Raw genomic sequence first — 26,483 nt, 5'->3', positions numbered from 1 at the left:
AGAAGGTCCGGCAGAAGGCGCGGGCGTCCTCGATCGAGCCGAAGTGGCCGGGGAAGGCCGGGCAGTATTTGAGGGTTTTGAAGCTCGCCTCGATGTGGGGGTTGTCGTTCGATGTCTTGGGGCGGCTGTGAGACTTGGCCACGCCGAGGTCGATGAGCAGTTCGGCCACGGTCTTGGACTTCATCGAGGAGCCGCGGTCGGCATGCAGGGTGAGGGTGTCGCGGTTGACCTTCTGCTTGAGCGTGGTCTGCCGGATCAGTCGTTTGGCCAGCGCGGCCGACTCGCGGGAGGCGACCATCCAGCCGACCACGCAGCGGCTGTAGATGTCGATGATCGTGTACAGGTGGTACCAGAGGCCCTTGTCCGGGCCGCGTAGCTTGGTGATGTCCCATGCCCATACGCGGTTAGGGGCATCGGCGAACAGTTCGGGGATGGTCTTGGGCGGGTGGGTGGCCTGACGGCGCCGATCACGGCCGACCTCACCATGGGCACGCAGGATCCGGTACATCGTGGACTCTGAGGCCAGGTAGGTGCCCTCGTCCAGCAGCGTGAAGTACGCCGTGGCGGGGGCTGCGTCGGCGAAGCGCTCGTTGAGCACGGCTCGGACGCGGTCACGCTCGGTGGTCGACAGCGCGGCCGGGTGCGGCTTGCGCGGGGTGAGGGGACGGGCCGGAGCCGGGCTGCGGCGGTTGTTTCGGTACCAGTTGGCCTGCGGCACTCCGGCCGCCGTGCACGCTTTGCGGCGGCCGAGCAGTGGGGTGAGTGCCTCGATCACCTCGGCCTGCGCGGTCTGGATGATCTCGGTCACTGCTCGCCCCGAGCCGTCGAGTTCTCGCTGCCGGTGGCGAGCTGATCCAGCAGCGCGAAGAGCTTTCCCTGCACCTCGATCACCTGGCGGGTCTTGTTGAGTTCGGCGCGTAGCCGTTCGACCTCGCCTTCCAGTGTGTCGATCTGCTTGTCGCGCGGGTCGGCTTTGGGGCGGCCGACCGGCCGGGCCAGCGCCTGGGTCGCCCCATGGTCTCGGGCGGTCTTCCAACTGGAGATCAGCGAGGAGTACAGTCCCTCGCGGCGCAGCAGCGCGCCCTTGCCGGCCTTGTCGAGCTGCTCGTACTCCTGCAGGATCCGAGCCTTGTACGCCGCGGAGTACCGGCGGGCTGTGGCCCGCTCATGTACCTGCGGGTCAGGGGTCTCGGGGTCTGGTTGTCGTGCTCCCACGAAGGGATGTCTCCTTCCCCGCCCTCGATACAGAGTTATGTACCTTTTTGTTACCTCTGTCTAGTTTGGCAGGGAGGGATCAGCATAGGAACTTATGCGGCGAATTTCAGGCGCATGACACTAGGAAGTGGGAAACACCACCACAAGGTCTTCTCCCACCCCCTCGTCCAACGTTCGGGTATGCAGGCGAACCCGGTATTTCCCCGCCTTCGGAAGGGCGACTGCGACCTTGATGCCCCTGCCCTTCAGATGCACCCGTCCCGAGCCGAGAACCAGATCCGCGTCGACCACGTCGTCCCAGCCCTTGCGCCGGGTCGGCGGGGCCGTACGCAGGACCTTCACAGTGACGCAGGTGGCGCCGTACTCCAGCGTCGTGCTGACCATGGCAGCACCCCCGTGGGCCACAAGCGGGCTGTCGGATTCGATGTTCTCGTCATAAAGTGCCTCCAGGCTCGCCGCACGCCCGTTGAAGATGTGGTAGCCGTCCCAATCGGTGGGCAGGTGGACGGCTGTGACCTGGCGGGAGGTCCGCAGCGCGGGCCAGGGATCGCGGCAGCTGCTCACGTACTGAGCGGCCTCATCCGCCACCTCTTGCCGCCGCCGGGCTCGCTCCTTGGCGTCTCGCTGCCTGAGTTGAGCCGCCGTGAGCAGGAGGTCGGGTTGGTCACGTGCGACGACTTCCGGGCACAGGTAGACCAGCGCCTCGGCTCTCACCTTGCCGTCGCCTGCCGCGCAGCTCTTCCAGCCCTTGCCCAGGAGCTGCTGGTCCGTGACCGTGCGCCCGCCTCCGCTCCAGAACCGCACGTTTTCGAAGGACCGCCCGTTTCCGGCCAGGCACAGGTAAACGCGCCGGCGATCCTGCGGAGGGGTGTCGGCGAACAGAGGGATCGACGAGCAGTCGGCATCGAGCCAGGTGTAGGTCATGTGGGGCTTGGCCTCGGGGGCGATGACCGCCAGCGGAGCCAGGACCATCAGCGCGAGGAGCAGCCGGGGCGAGCGCAGGGGCTCGGGATCCGGTGCGGTGCTGGGGCGGTTGAGCTCGCGGGCCGTCCGGGCGAGCCAGACCAGCTGGAAGACGACCAGCACATCCAGGAGGTCGGACAGGACCACGCTCTCCGGAAAGTCGACGAGCTGGTTCAGGACGACGGTGACGGGGATGACCGCCAGTTGGCACGCTCCCAGGACCATCGTGGTCCGGGTCCAGCGGCCGTCGCGTCGCTGGGCGATGAGGATCATCAGAAACCAGGCCAACCCCGCCGCTACGAGTGCCAGGCTCACCGCGGAAAGCACGGGTGCGGCCCAGTCGGCGTAGCTGTCCGGGGGCACGGCTTCGAGCACCCATGGAAGCGCCGTGCTCAGCAGAGCGGTGGTGACCAGGATCAGGCGGAAGGTCGGTCCCGAGCGCGTCAGCGTTTGCGCGAAGAGGATGACGATGGGCACCCACAGCACCACGTCGAACGCGGTCCCCACCTCGTCGGGAAGCGGTACCGGGATCAGTAGCCAGCCGACGTAGACGTAGAGCAATCGACGCAGCCACAGCGCGCGTCGCGGCAACGGCGCAGCATCGGCCGGTCCCTGGAGCACCTGCCAGAACATCCACGAATTGACCGCGCCGACCAGTAGCAACCCACCCAGCACCGCGAGCAGCGAGGTCTCGTCGGCGAAGCGGGAGGGCGGGTACCACTGGACCACTGTCCAGGCCGGATCAAGGGAATCTCGGACCAGGCTGATGACGACCGCGACCACCACGGCCACCATGTTGACGATTGCCGCTAACCGCCCCAGACGGTATCTCTGCACCGCATGCCGCCCTTTTCGCGCGAAAGGGCTGATCGTAGCGCTCACCTGGCGGCGCCTGTGCGCGAACCGTTCACAAGGTGATCAACCGAGAGTTTCTCCAAGCCACTGAGGGCGTACAACAGGCCACGTATGCGAGAAAAGACAGGTCGCGTCGTCAGTGGCCGGTCAGGGCGTGGTCGATCGTCAGTGGGGAGTCGCAGCTCAATGGAGTGCGCTGACCATAAACGTTGGCCGGGCTTCCGGGGCCGACCCAGTCCGGATTCATCTCTGAAGCGACGCGCCGTCGAACCCGGTGAACGTGGGTGGACACCGCGTTAGACGGGGCGGTGACGACTAGGAGTTCGGGCAGCGTGAACCCTGGTCTTGCTAACGCGGATGCCGGCAACGGCTCTGGACGGACCTGGACGACCATGGACTGAGGGACCTTGTGGAGCCCGCTCGACCAGCTCCGGAAGACGGCCGTGGACGGTTCTGGACGATCGTGTTCTAACTCGTAATGAATGGGTCTGGGGTTCGATTCCCCGAGGCGGCTCCAGGTCGAAAGGCCCTCCGGGATGATCCCGGAGGGCCTCTGTCGTATTCGTGCGACAGCGAAACACGGCAACGTGCTATCGGCGCAGTGGGACTCCGGTACGGCTTCCTTCCGTTGATCGGAGAAAGTTCCGCTTCTTACGGGAAGACCCCTATGAGGGCCTTGGTCATACACTTAGGGAGATTGCCGGTGATCTCCTACCCCCAAGGGGTTCCCGTGGTTGAGACGGACAAGGCCCAACGCATGCCGCGCGTGATGAAGATCGCCGAGTTCATCGTGTCGCTTCAGGCAGTACAGGCGCTGGCGGGTGGTGCGCTGCTCGTCTTTCTCCTCGTGAGCTCGGCTGGCGACGTGAACTCCGGGCTTGCGCTGTTGCTCGTTGGCTTCTGCATCGTTATCGCAGTCCTGGCCGGTTGGTTGGCAAGTAGGTGGATCTATCGTGACAGGCGAGACCGAGTCGCCGTGCTCGCGTTCGAAAGCCTCATGGCGCTCGGCTTCGTCTCCATGCTCGCTCTGGATTCCGATCTCAGCATGCGTAGCTTGCTGAATCTCAACGTGGTTCTGCCGATCATCGTGGTCGTTCTACTGCTTCTCCCCTCCGCGAGGGCTTGGTTCGACCGTGTCGACGCCGCCTGAAAACCGGTTCAGGCACACATTCCGTGAAATCGGCGGGGCTGGACGGTCGGCAGGGCTGCCAGCGCGGATCAGGGCGGTTCGCCCGCAGGACGGGCAGAGCCCTCCACGAAATGTGTGCCGGATGGGTGATCAGGCTGGTGTGAGCTACGAGAGCGTCAGGAGGCCTGGGCGGTATCGCATCGGCTTGAGCCGGGTGCGGATCGGACCGCCGAGTCAGGTGGCCGGGTCGCTCAGTACGCCGTGCCGACCGACCGGCCTTACTGCGTCGCCATGACGATGCAGCGTCGCAGCTCCTCGACCGCCTCAGGGGCGCCCTCGACCGTCACGCCGCTCGGCTCGCCGGCACCCTCCCGGTTCCACACCCAGCGCAGCACGGCCGTCGGCGGGCCGCTCACGGTCACGTCGGCCGCGTCGTCGCCGGCGCCGTCTTCGACGGCGAACAGCCCCGGGCCGGTCCGCACCCGCCATGCCGCGCCGTCGGTCCGCACCGTGTACGTCCGGCCCGGTGAGCCGGCCAGGATGTCGGTGAAGTGGTCGCCCCACTCGGCGACGCTGTATGCCGCGAAGACCTTGAGCAGCTCGTCGATGCCGTCGATGGCGAGGTCCGCCGGGACCGGCGTGACCGGATGGCCGGTGCCGAGCTCGGCGTCGATGCGGTGGATGACCGTCTCCTGCGCCATCCGCCGGATCCAGAAGCCGACGGTCTGATCCGGGGCGTACCAGGAGCCGGCCGGATCCCGCGGCTTACGGGCGCCGAACTCGTCGAGCAGTCCGGCGTACGCGCGGTCGAGCAGCGCGATCGGCTCCTCGTCCGCGAGCTCCTTCGGCGGCCACGGGTCGGGTTCGGCGCCCCCGCGCATGGCCAGAGTCTTGTGCAGGTACACCTCGCCGACGTGACGGGTCAGGTCGGCGACGGTCCAGTCGGGGCAGCTCGGCACCATCGCGCCGGGGTCGGTCGGCACGACGGCCCGCAGGCGGCCGAAGTCGGCCGCGAGGCAGTCAAGGAGTCGGGGATATTCCATGCCGAACAGTTCAGCATACGCTCACGGCTCGTTCAGCCAGCCCGGCAGCCATCACCGACCATCATCAGCCTGCGTCGACAACCTCCGTTACGAGCCGGCCGCACCCGGCGAAGACCACGTTGGCACGAAAAGGGCGCGGCCCGTCCACCCGCTGTCATTTTTTCAGCGACGGGGACAAGAACAGAGCCAAGGTCTACAAGGTCGGCGGCAAAGGCCTCAAGACCGTTCGGCTGTCCACGTCGATCAAGGCCACCGGCAACGCCCGTGGCTGGGGCGCGGTTCGCCTGGCCAGCCCGGTGAAGAAGACTTCCAACAAGATCCCGTTCTCCGTCACCTGTACCGATGATGGGCAGGGTACCGGCGACGTGTGGGACAGCGTGGCCCCCTCCGCCCAGGAGGCCGAAAAGCCGAACGACCCGGCCAGACGACGAAGAATCTGCTTCCGTTCCAGTGGCCGTCGCAACACCCCAGTTGAGGGGATGCGATGGACTTCGAGATTCGGAAGGACCGGGAACGCGCTCATGAGTGCAGGTATGCCGCCCGCGAGCGGGCGGCATACCTGCACTCATGCAACAAGGCTGGAGTAACAAGGAGGCCTGCCGGGTCGTCGGCGTCAACACCGAGACAGCCGGCCCGTTCGGGCCGGCCTTGAGACGACATCGGAGTCTGAGACGCCGGAATCCGTCCCGGCGAACCTGCCGCCCACGCAGGAACCCGAACCGTCACCTCGCACCCGAGGAAAGAACCTCTAAGCCGCGGCAGGACCCTTTCCGGCCTACCTGGTCTGCTCCCCTTCAACACTTATCGGACAATGCCGCCGTCTCTCCCGGTTCACGTACCGCGGAAGTTGTAGGCGGCCTACCGCTATGGGTGCAGAGAGAATCAGCTTCGCGCAGTATGTCGATCCGCTGCCTGTGTCGATATATTAAGAATGCAACTCATCGACCAAGCGGATTTTCCGTAAACTACAAAGAGGGGGTAGGGGCGTCGATGGTTGCTTTGGATGCATTAATGGTCCAGGTGCCTTCGGCTCATTCCGCAGTGTTCGCACCGTTCGTCGGTGCCTTGTCGATCCCTGCTCCCACCGGCTGTAAGTCGTATTACAAGAATCGCTGTAATCGAAGCATGTGCGGCGAAATGAATATTCCCGTTCTTTTCGGAAACCGGGGCTGCTGACCGGCCGTCCGTGCTGAGATGCCGCCGTACGCGGAAGGCTTGCAGGTGGGCGGGCGCTACGTCCACTCCGTAGCTGAATCCTGGCCCGGTGGGTCGCAGGTGAATGAGATCTTCGAATTCCTTTGGTTTCCGTTCGCCCGGCCCCTCGAAGGTTGGGCCGTATCTAATTATGGAAGCACCTTCATGAGCACCATAAATTCAATACGATGGGAAGGAGTTTCAATGAAGAAGATGATCATGGCGTCCATCGGCGCAGGATTAAGTGCAACCCTCCTGCACGTCGGCCCCGCCTTCGCCGCCCAGGACACACCCTCTCCCGCTCCGGACAGCGAACAGGTTGAGATCCTGGCGCGCGCGCCGGACTGTGTCGCCGGGTGGGTGAACAGAGGCACAATCACCCAAACCGCATACGCGCAGAACCAATGCGGACACGGAATGCGTCTGAAAATCATCTGGGCGTACGGCGCGGACGGAACATGTTCCTGGGTGGAGCATCAAGGGACCATAGGAAGCCGGGTGGCCATAGAGCCACGCCGCTTCGATGGAGTAAATCTTTGCTGAAATCGCCCACTGTGTGGGGTTCGGCAAGGCACTCACCGGATGCCACCTGTTGGACTCCAGACAGGTCGGCGATTAGAAGGCGAGAGGCGGCGCCCCGAGGCCGCAACGAGACTGGGTAGCACCGAGAAAGGCTTCGGTGTGCACGGTATGTCACCACCGTTCAAGATAATTTCCTCAGCTGTTCAGGCAACACAGGAGCGATAGGAAGTCAGGGGTCAGAAAAGTGAAAACGGCAAGAAAGATTGGCCTGGTGGCAGTGTTGAGCGCTGCCCTGCTGGGGCCTGTCGCAATCGGTGCGACTCCGGCCAACGCCGCATCGATCCGGTTCATTGGCTACTTCTACCCGCCCGGCGGAGGTACCTGGGAACAGGCTAAGGCCGAGGCGGCAAGGAGCTGTCAATCCGAAACGGCAAGATACGCAGCCTTAAACGACTGGGATTACACATCGTGTACCTGGACGACAGGACCCCGTGGTTACGCTTACGCCGGACACGTTTATAGGCGATAGGGGTGGTCGTTGATCGCCGACGAGGTCCCGGATTCCGTTCCTACGGGATCCGGGACCTCGTTGCAGTAATCAGCCATAGGAAACAAGCGTGACCTTCGGTCCGCATGCCCACGCGCGGACTTTCCCGATCATCCTCAGTCGCAGACCTTGGTCCAGCGTTCATGGGCGGCCCGGTGGGTGATCAGATCAATGCCTCGATCGCTTGCCAACACAGTGGCTCCCGTGTCTCGCGGTCGCCTCGGTGAAGCTCCAGTAGCCCGAGCCTCTACCATTCGGCTTCCTTGGCCATCGCCCTGATGGAGGACCATGGTGGGTCGGGTCTCACATCGCTACTGTGAGGAGATCACCGCTTGGAGGAGCCGATGCCCGCTGGCCCGTTGCAGCCGGGAGACCCGCGCCTGCTGGGGGAGTTCGAGGTCGTCGGGCGTCTGGGCGAGGGCGGGCAGGGGATCGTCTACGAAGGGTGGAGCCGGTCCGGCGAGCGGGTGGCGATCAAAGTACTTCGCAGCGGCTCGGATCCCGCCACGCGCCGCCGGTTGGCCAGGGAGTTGCAGTCGGCACTGCGGGTGGCCCCCTTCTGCACGGCCCGGGTGTTGGCGGCGGAGACCGACCGGCCGGACCCCTACGTCGTGAGCGAGTTCATCGCGGGTCCCGCACTGCAGGATCGGGTGCGTGACGAGGGTCCCCTCCGTGGCGGCGACCTCGACCGTCTGGCGGTCGCCACGGCTACCGCGCTCGCCGCCATCCACAGTGCGGGAGTCATCCATCGGGATTTCAAACCGGCCAACGTGCTGCTCGGCCCGGACGGCCCACGGGTGGTCGACTTCGGCATCGCCCAGTTGCTCGACGCGAGCACGATGCCCTCGGCCATGTCCGGCACCCCGCCGTACATGGCTCCCGAGCAGCTCAGCGGTGTGCACGGATCGCCCGCGGCCGACGTGTTCTCCTGGGCCGCGACCATGGTCTACGCCGCTACCGGCCGGCCGCCGTTCGGCAGCGACACCGTTGCCGCGGTCTTCGGCCGGATACTCAACGCCGAGCCCGACCTCACGGACATCTCATCGCCGCTGCGGGAGACGCTGGCCGTCTGTCTGGCCAAGGACCCCGGGGGACGCCCCTCCGCCCGGGCGCTCATGATCCGCCTGGTCGACTCCGGAGCCCCCACCGTCACGGTTCCCGACATCGGCCCGGTGCCCACCGCCTACCTTCCCGCCGACTGGAGCGACCGGGCGGATCAGGTTCCGGTCGTGGCCGGTTCGACTGGGGTACAGGGGCCGGCCGGATCCGCGTACGGCCCGCCTCCCACCCGTCATCTCGGCCCTTCCGACACGGCGGTGCGGGAAACGGTGCCGCGGCATGGTGAGCCGGTGACCCGACGGCGGCGGGGGCCCGCCGCCGTACTGATCACGATCACCGGCATTGTCGCGGTGCTCGTGACGGCAGCGGTCCTGTACGCCACGGGAACGCTCGGCGGCTCACCCGGTGACGGCTCGGCGAGGCCGGAGGTGGGCACCGGCACCGGTGGGGACTCCGGGCCACGCTCTGTCGCAGGCGGACGATCGTCTTCCGGGGCGCCGCCTGCTGAGGCACAGTCTTCTGAGGCACGGTCTTCCACGGCGCCGTCTTCTGAAGCGCCGGCGACGCCGCCCTCGGCCCAGCCGGGAGGCGGAGTCCCGGAGGCTTTCGCCGGAACGTGGACGGGCCAGGTCGTCTCGCAGGACGCTCGGGAGGAGACCGTCGTGGTCACGCTCGTCCTGCCGAGTGACCGGCCGGCCGGGACGTGGCGGGCCGATGGGTGCGAGCAGCAGGTCATGCTGACCCGGGTCAGGGCCGGGAACGTGCTCGACCTGACCCGCGTGCAGCGGAACCAGTGCATAGGGGGAGACATGACTCTCACGCTGAAGGACCCGGCGACGCTGGACTTCGTGGGCCAGGAGGGTGCCAGTGGGCTGGAGTATCGCGGGAGCCTGAGCCGGTCCTGACCCGGGACCGGCACAGGCACGTGACATCCTCCCCGGCCCGAAGGACTCAATTGTCTCCGGTCGATGTCCAGCGTCGTTGTCCGGTGCCGGACACGCAGGTCGCGGAGATCGGAAGCGAATCGGGCGACGGTTACCTGGTGACCAGGACCGGAAGCCCGGCCGACGTTCAGCCCGCCCGCGCGATCTGGAACGAGTAGGCTCCGGTCTTCGCCGTACCCGATCTGACCACGAGCGCATACCGGCCGTCTCCGTTGGAGAGTGGGATGTCGAACTCGTATCCGCAGAGTGGGACGGGCTGCCGCGGGCCGGCGATGTTCTTCTCGGCGGCGTCGGTGAGCTCCAACTCGATGGCCGTGCACGCCCCGGCCCCGCCGAGGATCTTGATGGCCGACGCGCCGTCCGCGTCGAACTCGAAGCGGTCGATGCGTCCCGGGACGTCCAGCCGCCCCGCGCCGTCCGGGCTGCCCTCGCCGATCTGCAGGCCGAGCGTCGCCGGGAACGTGCGGACCTTCACCGTCGCGATCCTGAGGCTGTACGGGCCGATGACGTTCGTGCTCCCGAAGACCTCAAGCCGGTACTTGCCCGCCTTGGTCAATTTGATGACCGACGTGCCCCAGCTGAGAGCGATGTCGGACGGGCCGACCGGCTTACCGTCGACCTCGGAGAACACCTGGAGCTGGATGTCGTCGCCGGACATGTCGGTGACGTAGAACTCCCTGGCGCCGCCCAGGTCCAGGGTGAACTTGTCCCGCTGCCCGGCGCGGGTGAGTTCGGCCGAGACGGTGCCGCCGTCGACGAGAGTCCCACCCGGCTGCACAACCGTCCGGGCCTGGGCCGGTTCGCCGTTCTCGGTGGGCTGGGCGTTCTCGGTGGGCTCGGTGGTCGGGGCGGTTTCGGCGATCTCGGTGGTCTCAGCGGTCGCCGTGCTGGTCACGCGTTCCGGAACGGGCTGATCGCTCCGGCGGGTGTCAACGCCGGCACCGCATCCGGCGACGGTCAGGAGCACGAGGGCCGCGCCGGCGGCAAGCCGGAGGGGGGCACTGGGGTGTCCGGTGAGGGAGGCTTTCATGCCAGTCATTGTGTGAGGTTCGCTTGCAGTCGGCTTGCCGTCGTGGATGGCCGGTCTTCGAGACCAGGTCGACCACTCGCGCCGATTCGTCCTGCCACAGCCGGTTGCCGAACCGTTGTGATGCGCGTCGCGACCCGAGGGCGAACGTAGGCATGCCGGACTTCGTGCGGCACCGAGGCGTTTCGACAGCGGCCTCGGGCGTGAACGTTTCCCAGGCCGTCACGGATGGGACGCCTGCTCCTCGCATGAAACCGCAGATGAGCCGCCCCGGAGCCCGATCCGCCCGGGAGGGCCGCAGGTTTATTTGTTGACTACCCCAATTAACTCGTGTTAGCTCCGCGGTACGGCCACCGATCGACACCCGTACACCGTCGGCCGGTACGTGAAACGAGAGGTGTTAGCGCTAACAACACTGTCACCGTGACGGCGGTTGGCGCTGACCCTGACCACCGCGCGTCCGCGTGCAGAAGGGAGAACGGCCGTCATGCCGATGTCGCCCCAACAGGGCAGATCCACCCCCGAACAACGCCCGTCGCAGGGAGCACGGATGGTCGGAACGGTCCGGCGTGTCACCAGGGGCATGGTCCTGCTGATCACCACTGTCCTCGCGGTCTCGGTCGTTCTCGCGGTCCCGGCGCGGGCGGTGGTGCCCGTGGTCGGCGGGACCTACCAGATCAGTGTCACCAAGAGCGGTAAGTGCCTGGACGTGGTGGCCGGTTCGAAGGTCGACGGTGCGTTGCTGCAGCAGTGGGGCTGCACCGCCGACGCCTGGCAGCGGTTCACCCTGCGGTCGGCCGGTTCGGGGGTCTACACCATCGTCAACGTCAACAGTGGGCGCTGTGTGGACGTGCCCGGTGGTTCGACGGTCTCCGGGGTGCGGCTGCAGCAGTGGGGGTGCGGTGACGGTACCAAGGTCAACCAGCAGTGGCGTCTGGTGGCGTCCGGCAGTGGCACGTACCAGGTCGTCAGTGTGGTCAGCGGGTTGTGCATGAGTGATCAGGGTGCCTCCACCGACTCGGGGGCGGCGATCATTCAGGAGACCTGCACCGCCAACACCAACAAGCAGTGGCTCTTCACCCCGGCAGGCGGCGGGCGCGACTGGTCCAACGCGGCCGACGGATTCGCCTCGACCAGCGGGATGGGCGACGCCACCACGACGGGTGGTGCGGCCGGAACCACGGTGACCGTCTCGACGTACGCGGACCTGGTGAGGTACGCCACGGCGAGTGCTCCCCACGTCATCAGGGTCAACGGCGCGATCACGGTCACGCCGTACGGTACGGAGATCAAGGTCGCCTCGAACAAGACCATCATCGGCGTCGGGACCAGCGGCCACATCGTCAATGGCGGGTTCTTCCTCGGCAACGGCGTGCACAACGTGATCATCCGCAACCTGACGATCCGCGACACCCGAATGGCCTCCGACGACCCGGACGACAAGGACTTCGACTACGACGGCATCCAGATGGACACCGCCCACCACGTGTGGATAGACCACAACACGATCACCCGGATGAACGACGGCCTGATCGACAGCCGCCTGGACACCAGCTATCTGACCGTGTCGTGGAACGTCCTGTCGGAGAACAACAAGTCCTTCGGCATCGGCTGGACCGACAACGTCACCTCAAGGATGACCATTCACCACAACTGGATCCACGACAACAAGCAGCGCAACCCCAGCACCGACAACGTCGCCTACGCGCACCTGTACAACAACTACCTGCAGAACATCGCCTCCTACGGCAACTACGCCAGGGGCGCCACCAAGATGGTGCTGGAGAACAGCTACTTCGAGAACGTCAAGGACCCGTACTACCGGGACGCCGCCGCCCAGCTGCGGCAGTCGGGCAGCATCGTCGTCAACTCCACCGGCCGGCAGGAGAGCGGTGGATCCGCCTTCACGCCGAGCTCGTTCTACCCCTACACGCTCGACCCGGCGGCGAACGTCCCGGCGCTGCTGCGCGCCTACGCCGGCCCGCAGGATGACATCGGCCTCTAGTGGCCCATTTCTGAACGTTGACCTGGTAATTGATCTCCGACGTGAACCCGTCAGGCTGGCTGCCTCCATACCCAATGGGAGGTGGTCGTGGCTCGTCGACCGGAAGTGTTCGTCCGGCCCTTGTCGATGAAGGAGGACCATGAGCTGTGGACCACCGGGTCTCCTGGGCCGATGCACCGCAGCTCGATCAGCACGCCGAGCGCCTCGGCGTGCGCCTGCTCCAGCGCGACTGACTCGAAGGCCAGCGCTGCGAGGTCAACTGGATGGAACGTCAGGTTGAGTTGAGCTGGTTGAACCTGGCCGTCACCGGCAGGTTCTCGACCACCTCGCCGAGCTGATGACTGCCCGCCACCAGCTGATCGGCCTCGTCGGCGGGCAGGATCAGAGCAGGAGGTTTCCATGGGACGTCTGAGCACCACCGCCGCGGCGCTCGCACTGGCTTCGTGTGTGGTGATGAACGCGGAACCCGCACTGGCGGCCGAGTCGAGCCCGGTGGGATTCGCGAGTATGAACGGCGGTACGACCGGCGGCTCCGGAGGCCCGACCGTCACCGTGACCACGGCCTCGGCGCTCGCCGCCGCGCTCACCTCCAGCGGCGCGCTGACCATCCGGGTCTCCGGAATGATCTCGATCTCCGGGATGTACCGGGTGGCCTCGAACAAGAGCGTTCTCGGTGTCGGGTCCGGCTCCGGCCTCAACGGCGGCGGCCTGACCATGAGCGGGGTCAGCAACATCATCATCCGCAACCTGACCGTCCAGAACTCCGGTGACGACGCGATCAATGTCCAGAACGGATCCCACAACATCTGGATCGACCACAACAACTTCACCCGCGCCTACGACGGCCTGGTGGACATCCGGCTCGCCTCCGACTTCATCACGGTGTCCTGGAACCGCTTCTACAACCACGACAAGTCCGCGCTCCTGGGTTCCGACGACGGCAACACCGGCGACATCGGCCACCTGCGGGTGACGTACGTGCACAACTGGTTCGACGGCACCAATCAGCGCCACCCGCGGGTGCGGTTCGGCAACCCCGTGCACGTACTCAACAACTACTACTCCAACATCGGCGGCTACGGGGTGGCCTCCACCACGAACGCGGGCGTCTACGTGGAGCGCAACCACTTCGAGAACGTGTCCAGGCCCACCTCTCTGGCCGAGGGCACCTCCCTGCAGGGCAACATCAAGCTGCTCAACAACTACCTCGTCAACTCCGGAACGCCGCTGTCACGCAACTCGTCGAGCGTGGCCGCGATCCCCTACTCCTACACCCCCGAGTGCAACTGCTCGGTGAAGACGACCGTCATCGCGGGTGCCGGAGTGGGCAAGATCGGACTGTGAGGCCCACCGCCGGTGTCCGCCGTGACCCGCGGGAGCGCCCTCCCCCAGAAGGCGCTCCCGACAAGGCGGCACAATCGGTCAGTGCGAAGCGGGCACCGGGTCACCGCTCACGGTGGCTGCGCCGGTGCCGTCCCATGCCGAGACTAGGACGGCATCACCGGAGTGCACTCCATCCATATCGAGGCCATTTTGGACTGTGTGGTCCCGGAGTTGTTGAAGAAGAACGTCGCCTGCTGCCTGTATCCCGGGAATCCGGCGGGCGGCGACACCGAGCGCACGTAGGGACCCTCCCACCAGATCCTCTTGAAGTACGGGTGGGAGTCGGGGCACTTGAGCCACAGGGAGGCGCCCTCCCACGGTGCCAGGAGCTTGCTGTTCGTGATGGTGACCGTGTCGGGTTCGGTCGCGGCCGAGGCCGGGAGCGCGGTGGTGAGAAGCCCACCGGCCAGGGCGGCGGCGGCCGCCACACCGGCGATTCTGCGTACTCTCATGACATTTCTCCTTGTGCTGTGTTTCCTGGGGTGCGGAAAGTCGTACCGGAATGGCGGGAACGGGCGTGGTAAGCGGCCTGTCATGCGAATGCACGATGAGGCGGTGCGGACCATCACGTTCTCGCCGCGGCGCCCGGAGGGCCTCCGGACTTCTTCTCACCGACCGGATGGCGAATGTGATATCCGGGCTGAAAGACGACTTTTTGCAATTCCCCCCCACGAGATCTCGTGAAGGAGTCTGCTTCCGGCGTCTTGGATGTATCTTGGGTCTCGCTTGGAGCGCAGTTCCGCCACGATGCGCAGGGGTCTTCGGGCGGGATCGCCGAGGTTCCCGCCGGGCGGTCGGTGCTCCCGGGGCGCCACCGTCATCCTCGCCCACAGTGTCGGGAAGTTCCCCTAGGCTGTGTGTCCGCAGATGATCTAGAACCCTCTTCCCGCCGGATGGCCGGCGCTGTGCCCTACGTAGTAGAAAGCGCTTTATGTGCATAGAACAGGGTTAAAGTCTAGAATCTACGCTTATGTCGGAACGGGGTAACGAGCAGTCAGGGGCCGCGTCGAAGATCATGCGTCTTGCCGCGGTGGGGGCGGCGGCGGGCGTGCTGGTCGCGGGGATCGCATTACCGGCCGTGGGGGGTGCGGGGCTCGGCATCGTGTCGGCGACCAACGGGCTGAACCTCAACCCCGAGGATCTCGTCGAGCCTCCGCCGGCGGAGGTCACCGTCGTGCAGGACGCCAGGGGCAAGGAGATCGCACGGTTCTACGAGGAGTACCGCGAGGTCGTCAAGCTCGACAGGGTGGCCGAGGTCATGAAGACCGCGATCGTCTCGATCGAGGACTACCGGTTCTACGAGCACGGCGCGATCGACATCGAGGGCACGATTCGCGCGTTCGCCAAGAACCTTCAGGCGGACGGGGTGAGCCAGGGCGGCTCCAGCATCACCCAGCAGTACGTCAAGCAGGTGCTGCTCAACTCCGCCGAGACCGACGCGGAGAAGAACAAGGCGCTGGAGGCCAGCTACGCGCGCAAGCTCAACGAGCTGCGCCACGCGATGGCGGTGGAGCAGAAGTACTCCAAGGACGAGATCCTGGAGAAGTACCTGAACATCGCCTACTTCGGCGCGGGTGCCTACGGCGTCGAGGCGGCGGCCAAGCGGTTCTTCGGGGTGTCGGCGGACAAGCTCACCCTGCCGCAGGCGGCGACGCTGGCCGGCGCGGTGCAGGACCCCAACGCCACCGATCCCAACCTGGGTAAGAAGCAGCGCGAGCGGCTGCTGAACCGGCGCAACGTGGTGCTGAACCGGATGGCCGAGCTGGGCAAGATCACTCCGGCTGAGGCGGCCAAGGCGAAGGCCACCAGGCTCGGCTACAAGGGCACGAAGCTGCCGGGCGGCTGCGAGGTCAGCGACTACCCGTACTTCTGCGTCTATGTCCGCAACGAGATCCTGAAAAATCCGGACTTCGGGAAGACGGACAAGGAGCGTCTGGCGTTCCTCAACCGCGGCGGTCTGACGATCAGGACCACCATCGACCCGACCATGCAGGCGGCGGCGGACCGGGCGATCAGGAAGTGGGTCAACCCCACCGACAACCCGGTGGCGGCCGAGGCCCTGGTCCAGCCGGGTACCGGGGCGATCAAGGCCATGGCGGCCAGCCGGACGTACGGCCAGAACAAGGCCAGGAACGAGATCTCCTACAACCTCGTCGCGGACGCCGCGCACGGCGGTGGCGTCGGCTTCCAGGCCGGTTCGACCTTCAAGACGTTCACGCTGCTCAACGCGCTGAACAAGGGCATGAAGGTCGACGACGGCTTCAACGTCGGCGCCGGTTACCTCGCCCCGGGCTACTCGGCGTTCAAGAACTGCAAGGGCGAGAACATCGGCGACCCGACCCACACCGTGACCAACGACGAGGGCAGCCCCGGCTGGCGGACCCTGCAGACCGGCACCTGGGGCTCGGTGAACACCTTCTTCATGACGCTGGAGCAGCACGTCGGGCTCTGTGACACGGTCAAGGTCGCCAAGTCGCTGGGCATCCACCGCTCCGACGGGCTGAAGCTCCAGGAGTACGAGACGTTCACGCTCGGCATCAACGAGATGGACCCGGTGACCGTGGCGAACGCATACGCCGCGATCGGCGCGCGCGGCAAGTACTGCGCGCCGATGGCGATCAGCCGGATCACCGATCGGGACGGCAAGGTCACCGACTATCAGCCCAAGTGCCGTCAGGCGCTCGACCCCGAGGTGGCCGACGCGGCGGCCGACGTGCTGTCCGGGGTGTTCACCAAGGGCACGATGCGGAGCGTCGGCGGCATCGGCCGCGACGCGGCGGGCAAGACCGGCACCACCGACGGCTACGCCACCGCCTGGTTCGCCGGGTTCACCCCGGACCTGGCCGGCGCGGTCAGCATCGGCGACCCGCGCGGCTCGCAGAAGTACAAGCTGACCGGCGTCACGATCGGCGGACGCTACTACGGCTCGGTCTTCGGCGGCAGCATCCCGGGCCCGATCTGGAAGGACACGATGCTGGCGGCGCTGCGGAACGTCGAGCCGACGTCGTTCACCCCGATCAACCCGGCACGGTTCGGCGGCTGCGGCCAGAGCTGCCGGCCGGCGCCGCCCCCGTCGAACGACGACGCCCCCGACGGTCAGGAGCAGATCAACATTCCCCTCGGCGGCTACGGCGACTGACGCGGCGCGGGGGCCCGCACCGATCCGGTGATCGGTGCGGGCCCTTGTCGCAGGTCGGGTCTACCGGCGGGAGCCGCGTTTCCGGGGCGGCGCTCCGGACGCGTCGGTACCGTCGTCGTCGGACGCCCGGGAACATGGCGCCGAACGGGAGGACGTCGGAAACGATCAGTGCTGGGAAGAGCTTGGATTCAGGCCGAGGGCTTCCGGGGTGAACACGTAGCGTTTGAACCAGCGGTGCATCTGGCGCTGCAGGACCGGGTCACCGTGTACGCGTACTCCCTGCTGCCGTAGCAGCCGCGCCCAGGACAGGTCACCGAGCCACCACCGGGTCGCCGCTGCCGTCGGGGCGGTGAGCCAGACGTCGACGGGTGCCCCGGTGTCCTGCCGGCACAGGTCGACGCTGGTCCGGGACAGATGCAGCCAGTACCTGCTGTCGGCCGGCCTGCGGTCGGTGAACTCGATCGCGAGCACGACCGTGCGCTCGGGCAGGGCGGCGGCGTCCACCCGGCGTCGCATGTCCCAGGTCAGTGCGGCGGTGTCGAGATCGTCCTCGGTCAGGGCGGCGCTGTCGGTGGCGACCGCCCACCGGGCCAGTTCCCGCACCACCGGAGCCAGCGCGGCGCCCGCCTCGGTGAGCCGGTAGTCGTCGTCGACGACGCCGGCGGCACGCAGTGCGCGTAGTCGTGCGGACAGCGTCGCTCGCGGGATGCGAGGCAGACCACGGCGGATGTCGGTGAAGGTCGAGGCGCCCAGCAGCAACTCTCGCACGATCAGCAGCGTCCACCGCTCACCCAGAAGTTCCAGAGCGCGCGCCACCGCGCAGAACTGCCCGTATCCGTTCACCGGTGCATGGTACGCACCAGGCACCGGAGGCGCTGGTTCAGAAGTTGAACTGGTGGTGGCGGCCTGGTCGGCTCGACGATCGAGGTCATGAGCGAGGACATCAAAAGGACCGGCGACGTACTGCGGACGATCGGAAACACGCCGCTGGTGAGGCTGCGCAGGGTCGTGCCGCCCGGGTGTGCGGAGATCTTCGTCAAGGTCGAAGGACAGAACCCGACAGGCAGCATGAAAGACCGCATGGCGCAGGCGATGATCGTCAGGGCCGAAGGCGACGGGCGGCTGAGGCCCGGCGACACCGTTGTCGAGTACACGGGCGGCAGCACAGGCGCCTCCCTCGCCCTGGTCTGCGCGGCGAAGGGATATCGGCTGCGGATCGTCAGTTCGGATGCCTTCAGTGCCGACAAACTCCTTCAGATGGCGGCGTTCGGCGCGGAACTCACCGTCATTCCCAGTGAGGGGGGCCTGATCACCAAGGCGCTGATCCTGAGCATGATCGAAAAAGCCGGGGAGTTGGGTCGCCGGCCGGGCGCCTACTGGACCGATCAGCTCAACAACGCCGACAGCATCGCCGGCTACCACCCGATGGGCGAGGAGATCTGGGAGCAGTCAGGTGGGCGGATCGACGCGTTCGTTCAGTCGATCGGTACGGCGGCCTCGCTGCGCGGGGCGACGGCCCCGCTCCGGCGCCGCCATCCGGGGCTTCGGGTCGTCGCCGTCGAACCGGCCGAGTCCGCCGTGCTGTCCGGAGGCCGGCCCGGTGCCCACCGCATCGAAGGCATCGGCATCGGTTACCTCCCGCCCATGTGGGACCCCACCCTGGTGGACGAGATCGTGCCGATCCCCACCGCCGACGCGGAGGAGATGGCCAGGCGCCTGGCCAGGGAGGAGGGCCTGTTCGCCGGAACGTCGTCAGGGGCGAACGTCCTCGCCGCGATCCGGGCCGGACAGCGCCTCGGGCCGACCGCCAGGGTCGTCACCCTGCTCGTGGACTCGGGGCTGAAGTACCTCAGCACCGAGGTGTACCGACGCCGTGACAGGCCTTGACGACTCAGCGGCCGAGCAGCGTCAGGGCGGCGTCGACGATGGAGGCGGTGTCGATACCGTGCACGCGGTAGGCGTCGTGCAGGTCGCTGGACTGGCCGAAACCGGAGACCCCGAGGTTGCGAATCCGGTCGCCGCGCACGCCGGCCAGGAAGGACAACGTGTGCGGGTGTCCGTCGAGCACCGTGACGAGGGGCGCGGGGTGGTCGGCGGGGAAGAGGACGTCGACGATGCCGCCGCCGGACGCGCCGAGGGAGCCCCGGGCCTGGAAGGAGCGGTACACCAGGTCGGCGCTGGTCAGGCAGACCACGCCGGCGACGATCGAGCGCTCGGCCAGGTGTTCGGCGGCGGCGATCACCTCGGGCATGACGGCTCCGGCGCCGACGAGGGTGACCTGCTCGGTCGCGGGGTCGTGGTCGGTGATGCGGTAGCCGCCCGCGACGGCGTGCCGCCGGCGCCGTTCGAGGAGCAGCTCGTCCTCCGGCACCCGCGCCAGGGCGGGGTCCAGCGGCCGGGTCGACAGCCGGAAGTACGAGGAGGTGCCGCCCTCGACGCCGACCCGTTCCATGGCGGCCAGCATCGTCCACTCCAGGTCCCGGGCGAACGCGGGCTCCCAGGCGATGCAGCCCGGCTGCTCCAGGCCGATGGACGGGGTCGTGATCGACTGGTGCGCGCCGCCCTCGGACGACAGCGTCACACCGGACGGCGTGCCGACGATGATCGACTGCCCACCGGCGTAGATGCCGTACGACCAGGGTTCGAGCGCGCGTGAGATGAACGGGTCGTAGAGCGTGGCGATCGGGATGAGACGCTCGGCCCAGCGACTCCAGGTGGCGCCGAGCTCGCCGAGCAGACCCACCAGGTTGACCTCGGCGATGCCGAGTTCGATGTGCTGGCCGCCGGTCCCCTCCGACCAGCGGAGCAGGCGTTCGGTGTCGTCGGCGAACCAGTCGTGCCGGTCCTCGATCGACCACACCCCGGTCTTGTTGATCCACCCGCCGAGGTTGGTCGAGGAGGCGACGTCCGGGCTGCAGGTCACCACCCGCGCGCCGGCCTCGGGGGCGGCGCGCAGGAAGTCGACGAGGAAGCGGCCGAGGGCGGCCTGGGTCGAGATCGGCGAGCGGTACGAGCGGCCGAGCGTCCTCGGCAGCGGGCCGAGGGCCCTGCCGGTGATCCGGGGGCGGCGCAACGCCGCGCCTCGGGCGGCGCACAGGTCGGACGCGGCGGTGCCCGGCCCGAAGGCGCGCCAGGGGTCGGCGAGGTCGGTGCCGCAGGAGGTGGCCAGCGCGAGCATCTGCGCCTCGGTCAGCAGCGCCGAGTGGTTGTTCGGGTGCCCCTCGGTCGGCAGGCCGCGCCCCTTGACCGTGTAGGCGAACACCACCGTGGGCCGGGTGTCGTCCACCTCCCGGTAGGTGTCGAGCAGCAGGTCGAGGTCGTGGCCGCCGAGGTCGCGGATCGCCCGCGCCAGCTCGGCGTCCGGCAGGGACGCGACCAGGGCGCGCAGTGCCGCGCCGCCGTGTTCCCCGATAAGTCGCGGACCCACCTCGGCGGCGTCGACCCGCAGCAGGCGCTGGTACTCCTCGTTCGGCATCCGCTCAAGCCGCTGCCGCAGCTCGTCGCCGCCCGGCCGCTCGAACAGGGCGGTGATCGCGCGCCCCCACTTCAGGGTGACGACCTGCCAGCCGGCCGCCTCGAACATCGCCCGCAACCGGTGGATCTGCACGTCCGGCACCACCCGGTCGAGCGACTGGCGGTTGAGGTCGACGATCCAGAGCAGCTCGCCCATCCGGGCGACGGACGGGTCGGCGACGGCCTCCCAGATCGCACCCTCGTCGAGCTCGGCGTCCCCGAGCAGGCTGACGAAGCGTCCCGCCGCCGGAGTCGACGCGAAGCGCGAGCGCAGGTAGCGGTGGGAGACGGCGGCCCACAACGGCGCGGTCGCGCCGATGCCGACGGAACCGGTCGAGAAGTCGACGGTGTCGGGGTCCTTGAGCCGGCTCGGATAGCTCTGCAGCCCGCCCAGCTCGCGCAACCTCGGCAGGTAGCAGACGTCGAGATCGCCCAGCAGGTAGTTGATCGCATGCAGCACCGGCGAGGCGTGCGGTTTGACGGAGACCCGGTCGAGGTGGGTCAGCTCGGAGAGGTACAGCGAGACCATGATGTCGACCATCGAGGCGCTGGAGGCCTGGTGACCGCCGACCTTCACGCCGGTGTCGTTGGGCCGTCCGCGGTTGGCGGCGTCGACGATGGCCGCGGAGAGCCAGAGCACCCGCTGCGCGACCTGCCGCAGCACCTCGGTCCGAGCGGACGCCCCGGCACGCTCGTCGGCGGGCGGGGGCAGGGGGATCGCCATCATCTGTCTCTTTCCTGCGGAGACGTTCATTGCACCCGGAGGTGTCCTGCAGGGCAAGAAAGACGCAGGAACCCGCCCCTTGGCGCATGTTCAAGCGGTCAGGCGGCCTGGAGCACGCATTCTTCCACCCCCTCGGCGCTACCATCCACCCATGCCTCCGAACGCCGAACTGGACTCGATCGACCGCCGGATTCTGGACCTGCTCGTCGAGAACGGGCGTCGGAGCGTGCGCGACATCGCCACCCGGGTGCGGCTCTCGCCGAGCCCGGTCAAGCGGCGGATCGAACGGCTGGAAAGACTCGGCGTCATCGTCGGTTACACCACACTCGTCGACGAGGGCCTGCTCGGCGACACCATCGAGGCCTTCGCGGAGGTCCGCTTCAGCGGCAACACGGACGTCGAGTCGATCACCGCCTCGGCCAGCCGTATCCCCGGGGTCACCGAGGTGTTCACGGTGGCCGGCGACCCCGACGCCCTGGTGCACTTCCGGGTCGACAGCCTCCAGCACCTGCACCGGCTGATCGACCAGATCCGCCGCGACGAGAACGTCATCGGCACCAAGACCCTCATGGTGCTGGACTCCTGGCGCCGGGTCGAGCGACCGTCCTGACCCGCGCGGGCAGGTCCAGCGCCACCCTGTCGTCGGGGTCGTCGAGGTGGTAGCGGACGGCGTCGGGGTGCCCGAGCGGTGCCCACCCACATGACGTACCGCGCCGGGCGGGTCGGACCCCGACCGATCCCGGCCGCGGCGGGACCCGCGAGACCCGCCTCAGCGGCGGCCGGAGGCGAGTCCCGGAGGCGCCGCGGCCAGGGCCTTCTGGATGGCGTCGATCAGTGCCAGCGCCGACTCCTCGGTGAGCTCGACCGCGACCCGCGCCGAGGGGCCCTCAGCAGGGTTGGTGAAGTCGATGTTCACCGTGTGCTCGTGACAGGCATGGTAGGGGTGGTCGACGTAGACCGCGCCCTGGCTGAGCGTGAACCAGCCGTTGCCGCCCTTGCCCGCGCCGTCGAGTTCGATCTTCTCGGTGAGATAGGTGCACATACTGATCGCTCCGGTCAGGCGCCGAGGTGGTGGCCGTAGAAATTGAAGATCTTCTTCCAGCCCTCCACCGCGGCGGCGGGCCGGTAGGCGGGCCGGTCGGTGGCGAAGAAGGCGTGCCCGGCGCCCTCGAAGGTGTGGAACTCGTGCTCCTTGCCCAGCCTCTCCAACTCGGCGTCCAGCGTCGCGACCTCCTCCGGCCCCGGGTATTTGTCCTCGGCGCCGAACAACCCAAGCAGCGGGCAGGACAGGTCGGCGGCCTTGGAGATCAGCGGCTCGTGCTGGAGCGGGAACTCCGCGGGCGGGGTGTTCACCACGAAGGCGCCGTAGCAGTCCACCGCCGCGTCGATCTGGAGCGAGCAGGCCACCAGGAACGTCTGCCGCCCGCCCGAGCAGAATCCGATCACACCGATCCTGCCGTTGGCGTGGTCGAGGGAGTTGAGGTACGCCGCGACCCCGGCGACATCCCCGACGAGCTGCTCGTCCGGGACCCCGCCCTTGGCCCGTACGGCGGCGGCCTGGTCGTCGGGGCTGACCCCGGCGCCCTCGCGGGAGTACAGGTTCGGGCAGATCGCCGCGTACCCGCGCGCCGCGAACCTGCGGACGATCTCCTTGGTCGCGTCGTCGTACCCGGGCAGGTGGTGGATCACCACCACACCGCCGCGCGGGCCGTCACCGAGCGGCCGGGCCAGGTACGCCTCCAACTCGGCCTGCTCGTGCCCGGCGACCGTGACCGTCCCGGCCCACATCGCATCGTTCATGTCGTTGCCTCCTCGTGCTCCACCGGAACGGACGCGGAGCCGGATCCGTCAGGTGCCACTGTTTCGCCCCTGTCTACGATCCTGCTCGGCGGCCTCGCGTGATCGGGCCATCTCCTCATCGGTGGGGATGGTGGCCGACCGCGCTCCCGTCAATCACGATCATCGGCGATGACCATCCGCCTCTACCGCCACACCTGCACCAAAACTCAGAACAGATGCTAGATGCCCGGCTCGTACGGCTCGCGTGCCGGCTGAACGAAAGGTGGGCTGTCCATCTCGCGGTGGCCGACGTGATCGGTGCCGTTGCGGGTGGACTCACGCGGTGCGGTGAAGTGCGCCTCGATCCGGTTCTGGTCATGCTCGCCATGGCAGCGAAACAGGTTGACTCGGGAACTTGCCGGGCGCTGCTCCGGAGCCGTCCTGGTTTCGTCAGGGGAGGCCGTACCGCTGTTTGATCATTTTGGCCTCCTCCTCGCTCACCTGGCGGGGGGTGACGGCCAGGGTTCTCCGCAGGTCAGAGATGATCTTCTCGCCCGCGCCCCGGACCCGGGCGCGGTGCTGGACGAGCTGGGCGTCGAACTGCTTGGCGGTCGGCCCCGTCCACACCTTGCCCTCGTGGAAGTCCCGGTACGGGGCCTCGATACCGTTCTCGATCTCCTGGACCAGCGGCTCGACCGTCCGCAGGGCATCCCCCAATGCCGCGTGGAGCGGATTGGGCACCAGCTTGGCCATGATCCGATCAGTCCTTCTTCGGGGTGGGGGAGGTCTTTGCCTTCGCGGACGGCGCACTGGCGTCGGTGAGCAGCTTCGGTGCGATCAGCTTCATCAACGCCAGCACATCAGCGGCGTTGTCCCGCCCCTCGGCCCCGATCTCCAGCTGAATATTGATCTCTGCCTCGCCCCGCACCAGCAGTGCGTATGCCATATTGGTCGGACTTCCGGTGTCTTTGAAGTAGTAGCCGGTGACTCCGGGGAGGATTTCCGGCAGCGGTGGAGCACCGTCTTCAAGTTGCTCCTCGACCACCTTTCGGTCTCCCCCTGGTGTGAGGTTGATCAGTAGTACCTTCAGCCGATTACCCTCGCGCTGATAGACCCCACAACTTCCATCGCCTAGACCCCCGGCAAGCGTGAGGTCGAATGATCCGCGAACCAAAGGATTTCGCACCCCAGTCATCAACTCCACCGCCTTGAGCGGGATGTGTTCACAGATGTACGGAGGGGCGGCCACCGTCGGCAACGGACTGAGGTCGACCTTCACTTCCTCGTTCTGGCACGCCACTGACACGGCCAGAGCGCAGGCCAGTACCGTCATCGCGGCGAAGAGTCTTCTCATCATGATCCGTATTCAGCGAAGGCATTGGAGAACCCCGCATCCAAGCGTTCTTCAATCTTCTGCCAGGGTTGTCCGGACTCCTCATGGAGCCATCTTCGGTATGCCTCGAACCGTTGATCCTTGTCAGGATCGTCGATAGTGGCTTTGCCGCTCATCTCATCCATGGTCATGAGCGTTCGGCCATCATCCTTGAGAAAGTTATTGGGGTTGTCGCGTGGGTCCTGCCCCTTTTTCAAACCCTCCAGTGTGGCCCAGGGATGGTCTCTGGCTGCGGGCTCAGCAGAGCCGAAAAGGCCATGTCGGAGCATGGCCTGAGCTGTGAGATCGTAGACAAGATCCCGAGTCTGATCGACAGCAGTGCTGGCATCGCTGCGGGCGTTGTCCTCCGCATTGCCCTTGGCTATTTCTTCCGCCAGCCCGGTCCAGGCTCCGATGACACCGGCGGTGATCGGCCAGGTCCCCGACTGGGGGATGGCGAGGCCGGTATTGACCACCGCCAGGAGCGCCTTCATATTGCGCTGCTGTGCCTCGTCCAGATCCTTGCCTTCCTCGATCTTGGCCAGCCCTGCTGCATCGGTGATCATTCCAAAACCCGATCCGAACCGTTTCGCGCTGGTCATAAGCCCACGATCGCCCCGCCCTGCTGCCATCTCCGCAGCGCCATGGTCGAGGAGCCAGCCGGTGTATGCCGTCTGGGCGGCCAGGACGGAGGCGAATGCTTTGGAATCCGCGAATGACTTCTTCATAACCGAGCGCAACTCCCATATTTTGAACTGTGCTCCCCAGGGATCCTGTCCAGGTAGGTGGGAATAGTCAGCACTCCGAACTCCAGGCACGATGAAGTCACTGTTTTTCTGAGCGACATGGTTGATGTCGCTGATGTAGCCCGCCAGGATGCGCCCCATCGACTCCGCGTTCACCAAGGAGTCGGTGAGCTTGCCGTCCTTGATTCGTACGGCTTCCAGGTGCACCGACTCTGAGGCGAGTTTGGCCGACAGGAAGCCGCGTGAGGGGTTCTGCGGTGAGCCGTCGTGGTCGCGGAAGGTGAGCGTCGCGGCCTCCAGCGCCTTGCCCAGGGCCACGCCGTCGTTGCCCAGGCGCCGTTCGGTCAGGAAGCGTTTCAGCATGGTCGGGTCGCCCGCGAAGAAGTCCTGGGCGGCCACCGGATCGCGGCTGAGCCCTTCCAGCAGGGCCACCATGACACGCGGATCCAACAGCACCCTTCCGCGATCGGCGGACTCGATCTTCCTGGCGGTGGCGAGGAGGAAGGCGGTGCTGAAGGTGCCGTGCTTGAGGGCCGCCGCCATGGCGTAGCCCTTCTCCCAGCCGATGTAGCCGGTCGTCCGGCCGACTTCGAGGTCGGACAGGAGTTCCTTGTGCCAGGTGTCACCCAGCCGTGGGCTCGCCGTACCGAGGGCTTTTCCGAGGGCGGCCTGCAGGCGTTCGTACTTCTTGTCGTCTTTGCGGTTCGCGGTCTCGATCATCAGCTCGCGGAACCTCGCCGTGCCCAGCGTGTTCATCAGCGCGGCGGTGAACGCCGCGTCCCCCGTCCGCTTCTCCAGTCCCTTCAGGAGTCTCTCGTCTATCTTGCCGTCTTCGGCGGTCATGCCGAGGCCGAGGGTCGCCGCGTAGACGTCCGGATTGTGGCCGGCCTTGCCGTACAGCGTCTCGTCGAAGGCGGCCAGCCCGCTGGGTGTCTTGGTGGTGGCACCCCACTCGCTGAGCTTGGTGCGGATCGTCTCGTTGCGGCGTCGCAGGTCGGGACGGCTGGTCCCGATCCAGCTCCGCATCTCGCGGAGCGCGCTCAGCCCCGAGGTGTCCAGGTCGAGCCGCTGCAGGGTTCGGTGGATCTGCGGTTCGTTCCGGCCGAGTGCGTCCTGTGCCCGGCCAAGCCCTCGCTCGAAGTCGTCCATCCGCTCGGGATCGATCCCCGAGTACTCGCCGTTCACACTTCGCGCCGGAGCCGCGGGAGAGCTCTGCGGATCGGGGGAAGGTACGGCAGGGACCGGCTGAGCGGTGCCGGTCGGCGGGGAGGAGGGCCGCGGGTCAGGGGCGGACTGGGGGGACGGCGAGGGCGTGGGGTACGGA

The 26,483-nt window shown here is 67.0% G+C and carries 21 protein-coding genes; 8 read left to right on the top strand and 13 right to left on the bottom strand.

Annotated elements, in window-relative coordinates; genetic code table 11:
* The 3 genes from AB0J58_RS18870 to AB0J58_RS18860 all read right to left on the bottom strand — a co-directional run.
* On the bottom strand, positions 1-808 hold an 808-nt coding region (locus AB0J58_RS18870; protein ID WP_364217204.1), incomplete at its 3' end, for a DDE-type integrase/transposase/recombinase.
* Positions 805-1,215 (bottom strand): hypothetical protein, encoded by a 411-nt coding sequence (locus AB0J58_RS18865; protein ID WP_364217202.1) that lies wholly within the window; start codon positions 1,213-1,215, stop codon positions 805-807. The genes AB0J58_RS18870 and AB0J58_RS18865, both read right to left, overlap by 4 nt.
* A gap of 120 nt (positions 1,216-1,335) precedes the next feature.
* Positions 1,336-3,015 (bottom strand): hypothetical protein, encoded by a 1,680-nt coding sequence (locus AB0J58_RS18860; RefSeq protein WP_364217200.1) that lies wholly within the window; start codon positions 3,013-3,015, stop codon positions 1,336-1,338.
* Positions 3,016-3,763: 748 nt separating this feature from the next.
* On the opposite strand from AB0J58_RS18860, the gene AB0J58_RS18855 reads away from it, so the two are divergent.
* Complete coding sequence (locus AB0J58_RS18855) at positions 3,764-4,183, top strand: hypothetical protein (protein WP_364217198.1); 420 nt, start codon at positions 3,764-3,766, stop codon at positions 4,181-4,183.
* 257 nt (positions 4,184-4,440) lie between these two features.
* Here AB0J58_RS18855 and AB0J58_RS18850 read toward each other — a convergent pair whose 3' ends face one another.
* Positions 4,441-5,205 carry a maleylpyruvate isomerase family mycothiol-dependent enzyme gene (locus AB0J58_RS18850; protein WP_364217196.1) on the bottom strand — a complete coding sequence of 255 codons (765 nt, stop codon included), beginning with the start codon at positions 5,203-5,205 and terminating at the stop codon, positions 4,441-4,443.
* Positions 5,206-6,603: 1,398 nt separating this feature from the next.
* On the opposite strand from AB0J58_RS18850, the gene AB0J58_RS18845 reads away from it, so the two are divergent.
* A complete protein-coding gene (locus AB0J58_RS18845; protein ID WP_364217194.1) occupies positions 6,604-6,942 on the top strand; it encodes a hypothetical protein in 339 nt (112 codons plus the stop codon).
* 870 nt (positions 6,943-7,812) lie between these two features.
* The gene (locus AB0J58_RS18840; protein ID WP_364217192.1) at positions 7,813-9,432 is read left to right on the top strand and encodes a protein kinase; all 1,620 of its coding nucleotides are present in this window, start codon (positions 7,813-7,815) and stop codon (positions 9,430-9,432) included.
* A 166-nt stretch (positions 9,433-9,598) separates the two neighbouring features.
* On the opposite strand, the gene AB0J58_RS18835 is transcribed toward AB0J58_RS18840, so the two are convergent.
* Positions 9,599-10,501: a hypothetical protein gene (locus AB0J58_RS18835; protein ID WP_364217190.1), complete on the bottom strand. Its 903-nt coding sequence runs from the start codon at positions 10,499-10,501 to the stop codon at positions 9,599-9,601.
* Positions 10,502-11,048: 547 nt separating this feature from the next.
* Here AB0J58_RS18835 and AB0J58_RS18830 point away from each other — a divergent pair.
* Together AB0J58_RS18830 and AB0J58_RS18825 are read left to right on the top strand one after the other, a co-directional pair.
* Complete coding sequence (locus tag AB0J58_RS18830) at positions 11,049-12,503, top strand: RICIN domain-containing protein (RefSeq protein WP_364217188.1); 1,455 nt, start codon at positions 11,049-11,051, stop codon at positions 12,501-12,503.
* Positions 12,504-12,902: 399 nt separating this feature from the next.
* Positions 12,903-13,847, top strand: a complete 945-nt coding sequence (locus AB0J58_RS18825; protein ID WP_364217186.1) for a right-handed parallel beta-helix repeat-containing protein — start codon at positions 12,903-12,905, stop codon at positions 13,845-13,847.
* A gap of 143 nt (positions 13,848-13,990) precedes the next feature.
* On the opposite strand, the gene AB0J58_RS18820 is transcribed toward AB0J58_RS18825, so the two are convergent.
* Positions 13,991-14,338, bottom strand: a complete 348-nt coding sequence (locus AB0J58_RS18820; RefSeq protein WP_343979317.1) for a hypothetical protein — start codon at positions 14,336-14,338, stop codon at positions 13,991-13,993.
* Positions 14,339-14,856: 518 nt separating this feature from the next.
* Between AB0J58_RS18820 and AB0J58_RS18815 the strand changes: the two genes are divergently transcribed.
* On the top strand, positions 14,857-17,025 hold the full coding sequence (locus tag AB0J58_RS18815) for a transglycosylase domain-containing protein (protein WP_364217184.1): 2,169 nt from the start codon (positions 14,857-14,859) through the stop codon (positions 17,023-17,025).
* Between the two features lie 165 nt (positions 17,026-17,190).
* Here the strand turns inward: AB0J58_RS18815 and AB0J58_RS18810 are convergent, their stop codons facing one another.
* On the bottom strand, positions 17,191-17,868 hold the full coding sequence (locus AB0J58_RS18810) for a winged helix-turn-helix transcriptional regulator (protein WP_364217182.1): 678 nt from the start codon (positions 17,866-17,868) through the stop codon (positions 17,191-17,193).
* 87 nt (positions 17,869-17,955) lie between these two features.
* On the opposite strand from AB0J58_RS18810, the gene AB0J58_RS18805 reads away from it, so the two are divergent.
* Positions 17,956-18,912: a cysteine synthase family protein gene (locus AB0J58_RS18805; protein ID WP_364217180.1), complete on the top strand. Its 957-nt coding sequence runs from the start codon at positions 17,956-17,958 to the stop codon at positions 18,910-18,912.
* 4 nt (positions 18,913-18,916) lie between these two features.
* On the opposite strand, the gene AB0J58_RS18800 is transcribed toward AB0J58_RS18805, so the two are convergent.
* A complete protein-coding gene (locus AB0J58_RS18800; protein ID WP_364217178.1) occupies positions 18,917-21,265 on the bottom strand; it encodes a pyruvate dehydrogenase in 2,349 nt (782 codons plus the stop codon).
* Between the two features lie 148 nt (positions 21,266-21,413).
* On the opposite strand from AB0J58_RS18800, the gene AB0J58_RS18795 reads away from it, so the two are divergent.
* Positions 21,414-21,872, top strand: a complete 459-nt coding sequence (locus AB0J58_RS18795; RefSeq protein WP_343979301.1) for an Lrp/AsnC family transcriptional regulator — start codon at positions 21,414-21,416, stop codon at positions 21,870-21,872.
* Between the two features lie 159 nt (positions 21,873-22,031).
* Here AB0J58_RS18795 and AB0J58_RS18790 read toward each other — a convergent pair whose 3' ends face one another.
* The 5 genes from AB0J58_RS18790 to AB0J58_RS18770 all read right to left on the bottom strand — a co-directional run bounded on the left by AB0J58_RS18790 (position 22,032) and on the right by AB0J58_RS18770 (position 26,344).
* Positions 22,032-22,304 carry a DUF6295 family protein gene (locus tag AB0J58_RS18790; protein ID WP_030905835.1) on the bottom strand — a complete coding sequence of 91 codons (273 nt, stop codon included), beginning with the start codon at positions 22,302-22,304 and terminating at the stop codon, positions 22,032-22,034.
* A 14-nt stretch (positions 22,305-22,318) separates the two neighbouring features.
* Positions 22,319-23,062: a dienelactone hydrolase family protein gene (locus AB0J58_RS18785; protein ID WP_364217176.1), complete on the bottom strand. Its 744-nt coding sequence runs from the start codon at positions 23,060-23,062 to the stop codon at positions 22,319-22,321.
* A 429-nt stretch (positions 23,063-23,491) separates the two neighbouring features.
* Positions 23,492-23,794: a hypothetical protein gene (locus tag AB0J58_RS18780; RefSeq protein WP_364217173.1), complete on the bottom strand. Its 303-nt coding sequence runs from the start codon at positions 23,792-23,794 to the stop codon at positions 23,492-23,494.
* Positions 23,795-23,801: 7 nt separating this feature from the next.
* Positions 23,802-24,374: a hypothetical protein gene (locus tag AB0J58_RS18775; protein ID WP_364217170.1), complete on the bottom strand. Its 573-nt coding sequence runs from the start codon at positions 24,372-24,374 to the stop codon at positions 23,802-23,804.
* A 20-nt stretch (positions 24,375-24,394) separates the two neighbouring features.
* Positions 24,395-26,344, bottom strand: a complete 1,950-nt coding sequence (locus AB0J58_RS18770) for a hypothetical protein (protein ID WP_364217167.1) — start codon at positions 26,342-26,344, stop codon at positions 24,395-24,397.
* Positions 26,345-26,483: the final 139 nt, after the last annotated feature.

This window comes from Streptosporangium sp. NPDC049644 (genome assembly GCF_040675205.1).
Taxonomy (GTDB): domain Bacteria; phylum Actinomycetota; class Actinomycetes; order Streptosporangiales; family Streptosporangiaceae; genus Streptosporangium; species Streptosporangium fukuiense.
The sequence above is the reverse complement of the archived record's forward strand: the minus strand, read 5'-3'. Positions and strand labels throughout refer to the sequence as shown.

Bases quoted from the DNA above. Each gene is read 5' to 3' on its own strand.
- AB0J58_RS18795 (WP_343979301.1), top strand. From the start codon at position 21,414: ATGCCTCCGAACGCCGAACTGGACTCGATCGACCGCCGGATTCTGGAC.
- AB0J58_RS18825 (WP_364217186.1), top strand. From the start codon at position 12,903: ATGGGACGTCTGAGCACCACCGCCGCGGCGCTCGCACTGGCTTCGTGT.
- AB0J58_RS18850 (WP_364217196.1), bottom strand. From the start codon at position 5,205: ATGGAATATCCCCGACTCCTTGACTGCCTCGCGGCCGACTTCGGCCGC.
- AB0J58_RS18815 (WP_364217184.1), top strand. From the start codon at position 14,857: ATGTCGGAACGGGGTAACGAGCAGTCAGGGGCCGCGTCGAAGATCATG.
- AB0J58_RS18840 (WP_364217192.1), top strand. From the start codon at position 7,813: ATGCCCGCTGGCCCGTTGCAGCCGGGAGACCCGCGCCTGCTGGGGGAG.
- AB0J58_RS18785 (WP_364217176.1), bottom strand. From the start codon at position 23,062: ATGAACGATGCGATGTGGGCCGGGACGGTCACGGTCGCCGGGCACGAG.
- AB0J58_RS18820 (WP_343979317.1), bottom strand. From the start codon at position 14,338: ATGAGAGTACGCAGAATCGCCGGTGTGGCGGCCGCCGCCGCCCTGGCC.
- AB0J58_RS18775 (WP_364217170.1), bottom strand. From the start codon at position 24,374: ATGACGGTACTGGCCTGCGCTCTGGCCGTGTCAGTGGCGTGCCAGAAC.
- AB0J58_RS18790 (WP_030905835.1), bottom strand. From the start codon at position 22,304: ATGTGCACCTATCTCACCGAGAAGATCGAACTCGACGGCGCGGGCAAG.
- AB0J58_RS18805 (WP_364217180.1), top strand. From the start codon at position 17,956: ATGAGCGAGGACATCAAAAGGACCGGCGACGTACTGCGGACGATCGGA.
- AB0J58_RS18830 (WP_364217188.1), top strand. From the start codon at position 11,049: ATGGTCGGAACGGTCCGGCGTGTCACCAGGGGCATGGTCCTGCTGATC.
- AB0J58_RS18780 (WP_364217173.1), bottom strand. From the start codon at position 23,794: ATGGCCAAGCTGGTGCCCAATCCGCTCCACGCGGCATTGGGGGATGCC.
- AB0J58_RS18845 (WP_364217194.1), top strand. From the start codon at position 6,604: ATGAAGAAGATGATCATGGCGTCCATCGGCGCAGGATTAAGTGCAACC.
- AB0J58_RS18835 (WP_364217190.1), bottom strand. From the start codon at position 10,501: ATGAAAGCCTCCCTCACCGGACACCCCAGTGCCCCCCTCCGGCTTGCC.
- AB0J58_RS18800 (WP_364217178.1), bottom strand. From the start codon at position 21,265: ATGATGGCGATCCCCCTGCCCCCGCCCGCCGACGAGCGTGCCGGGGCG.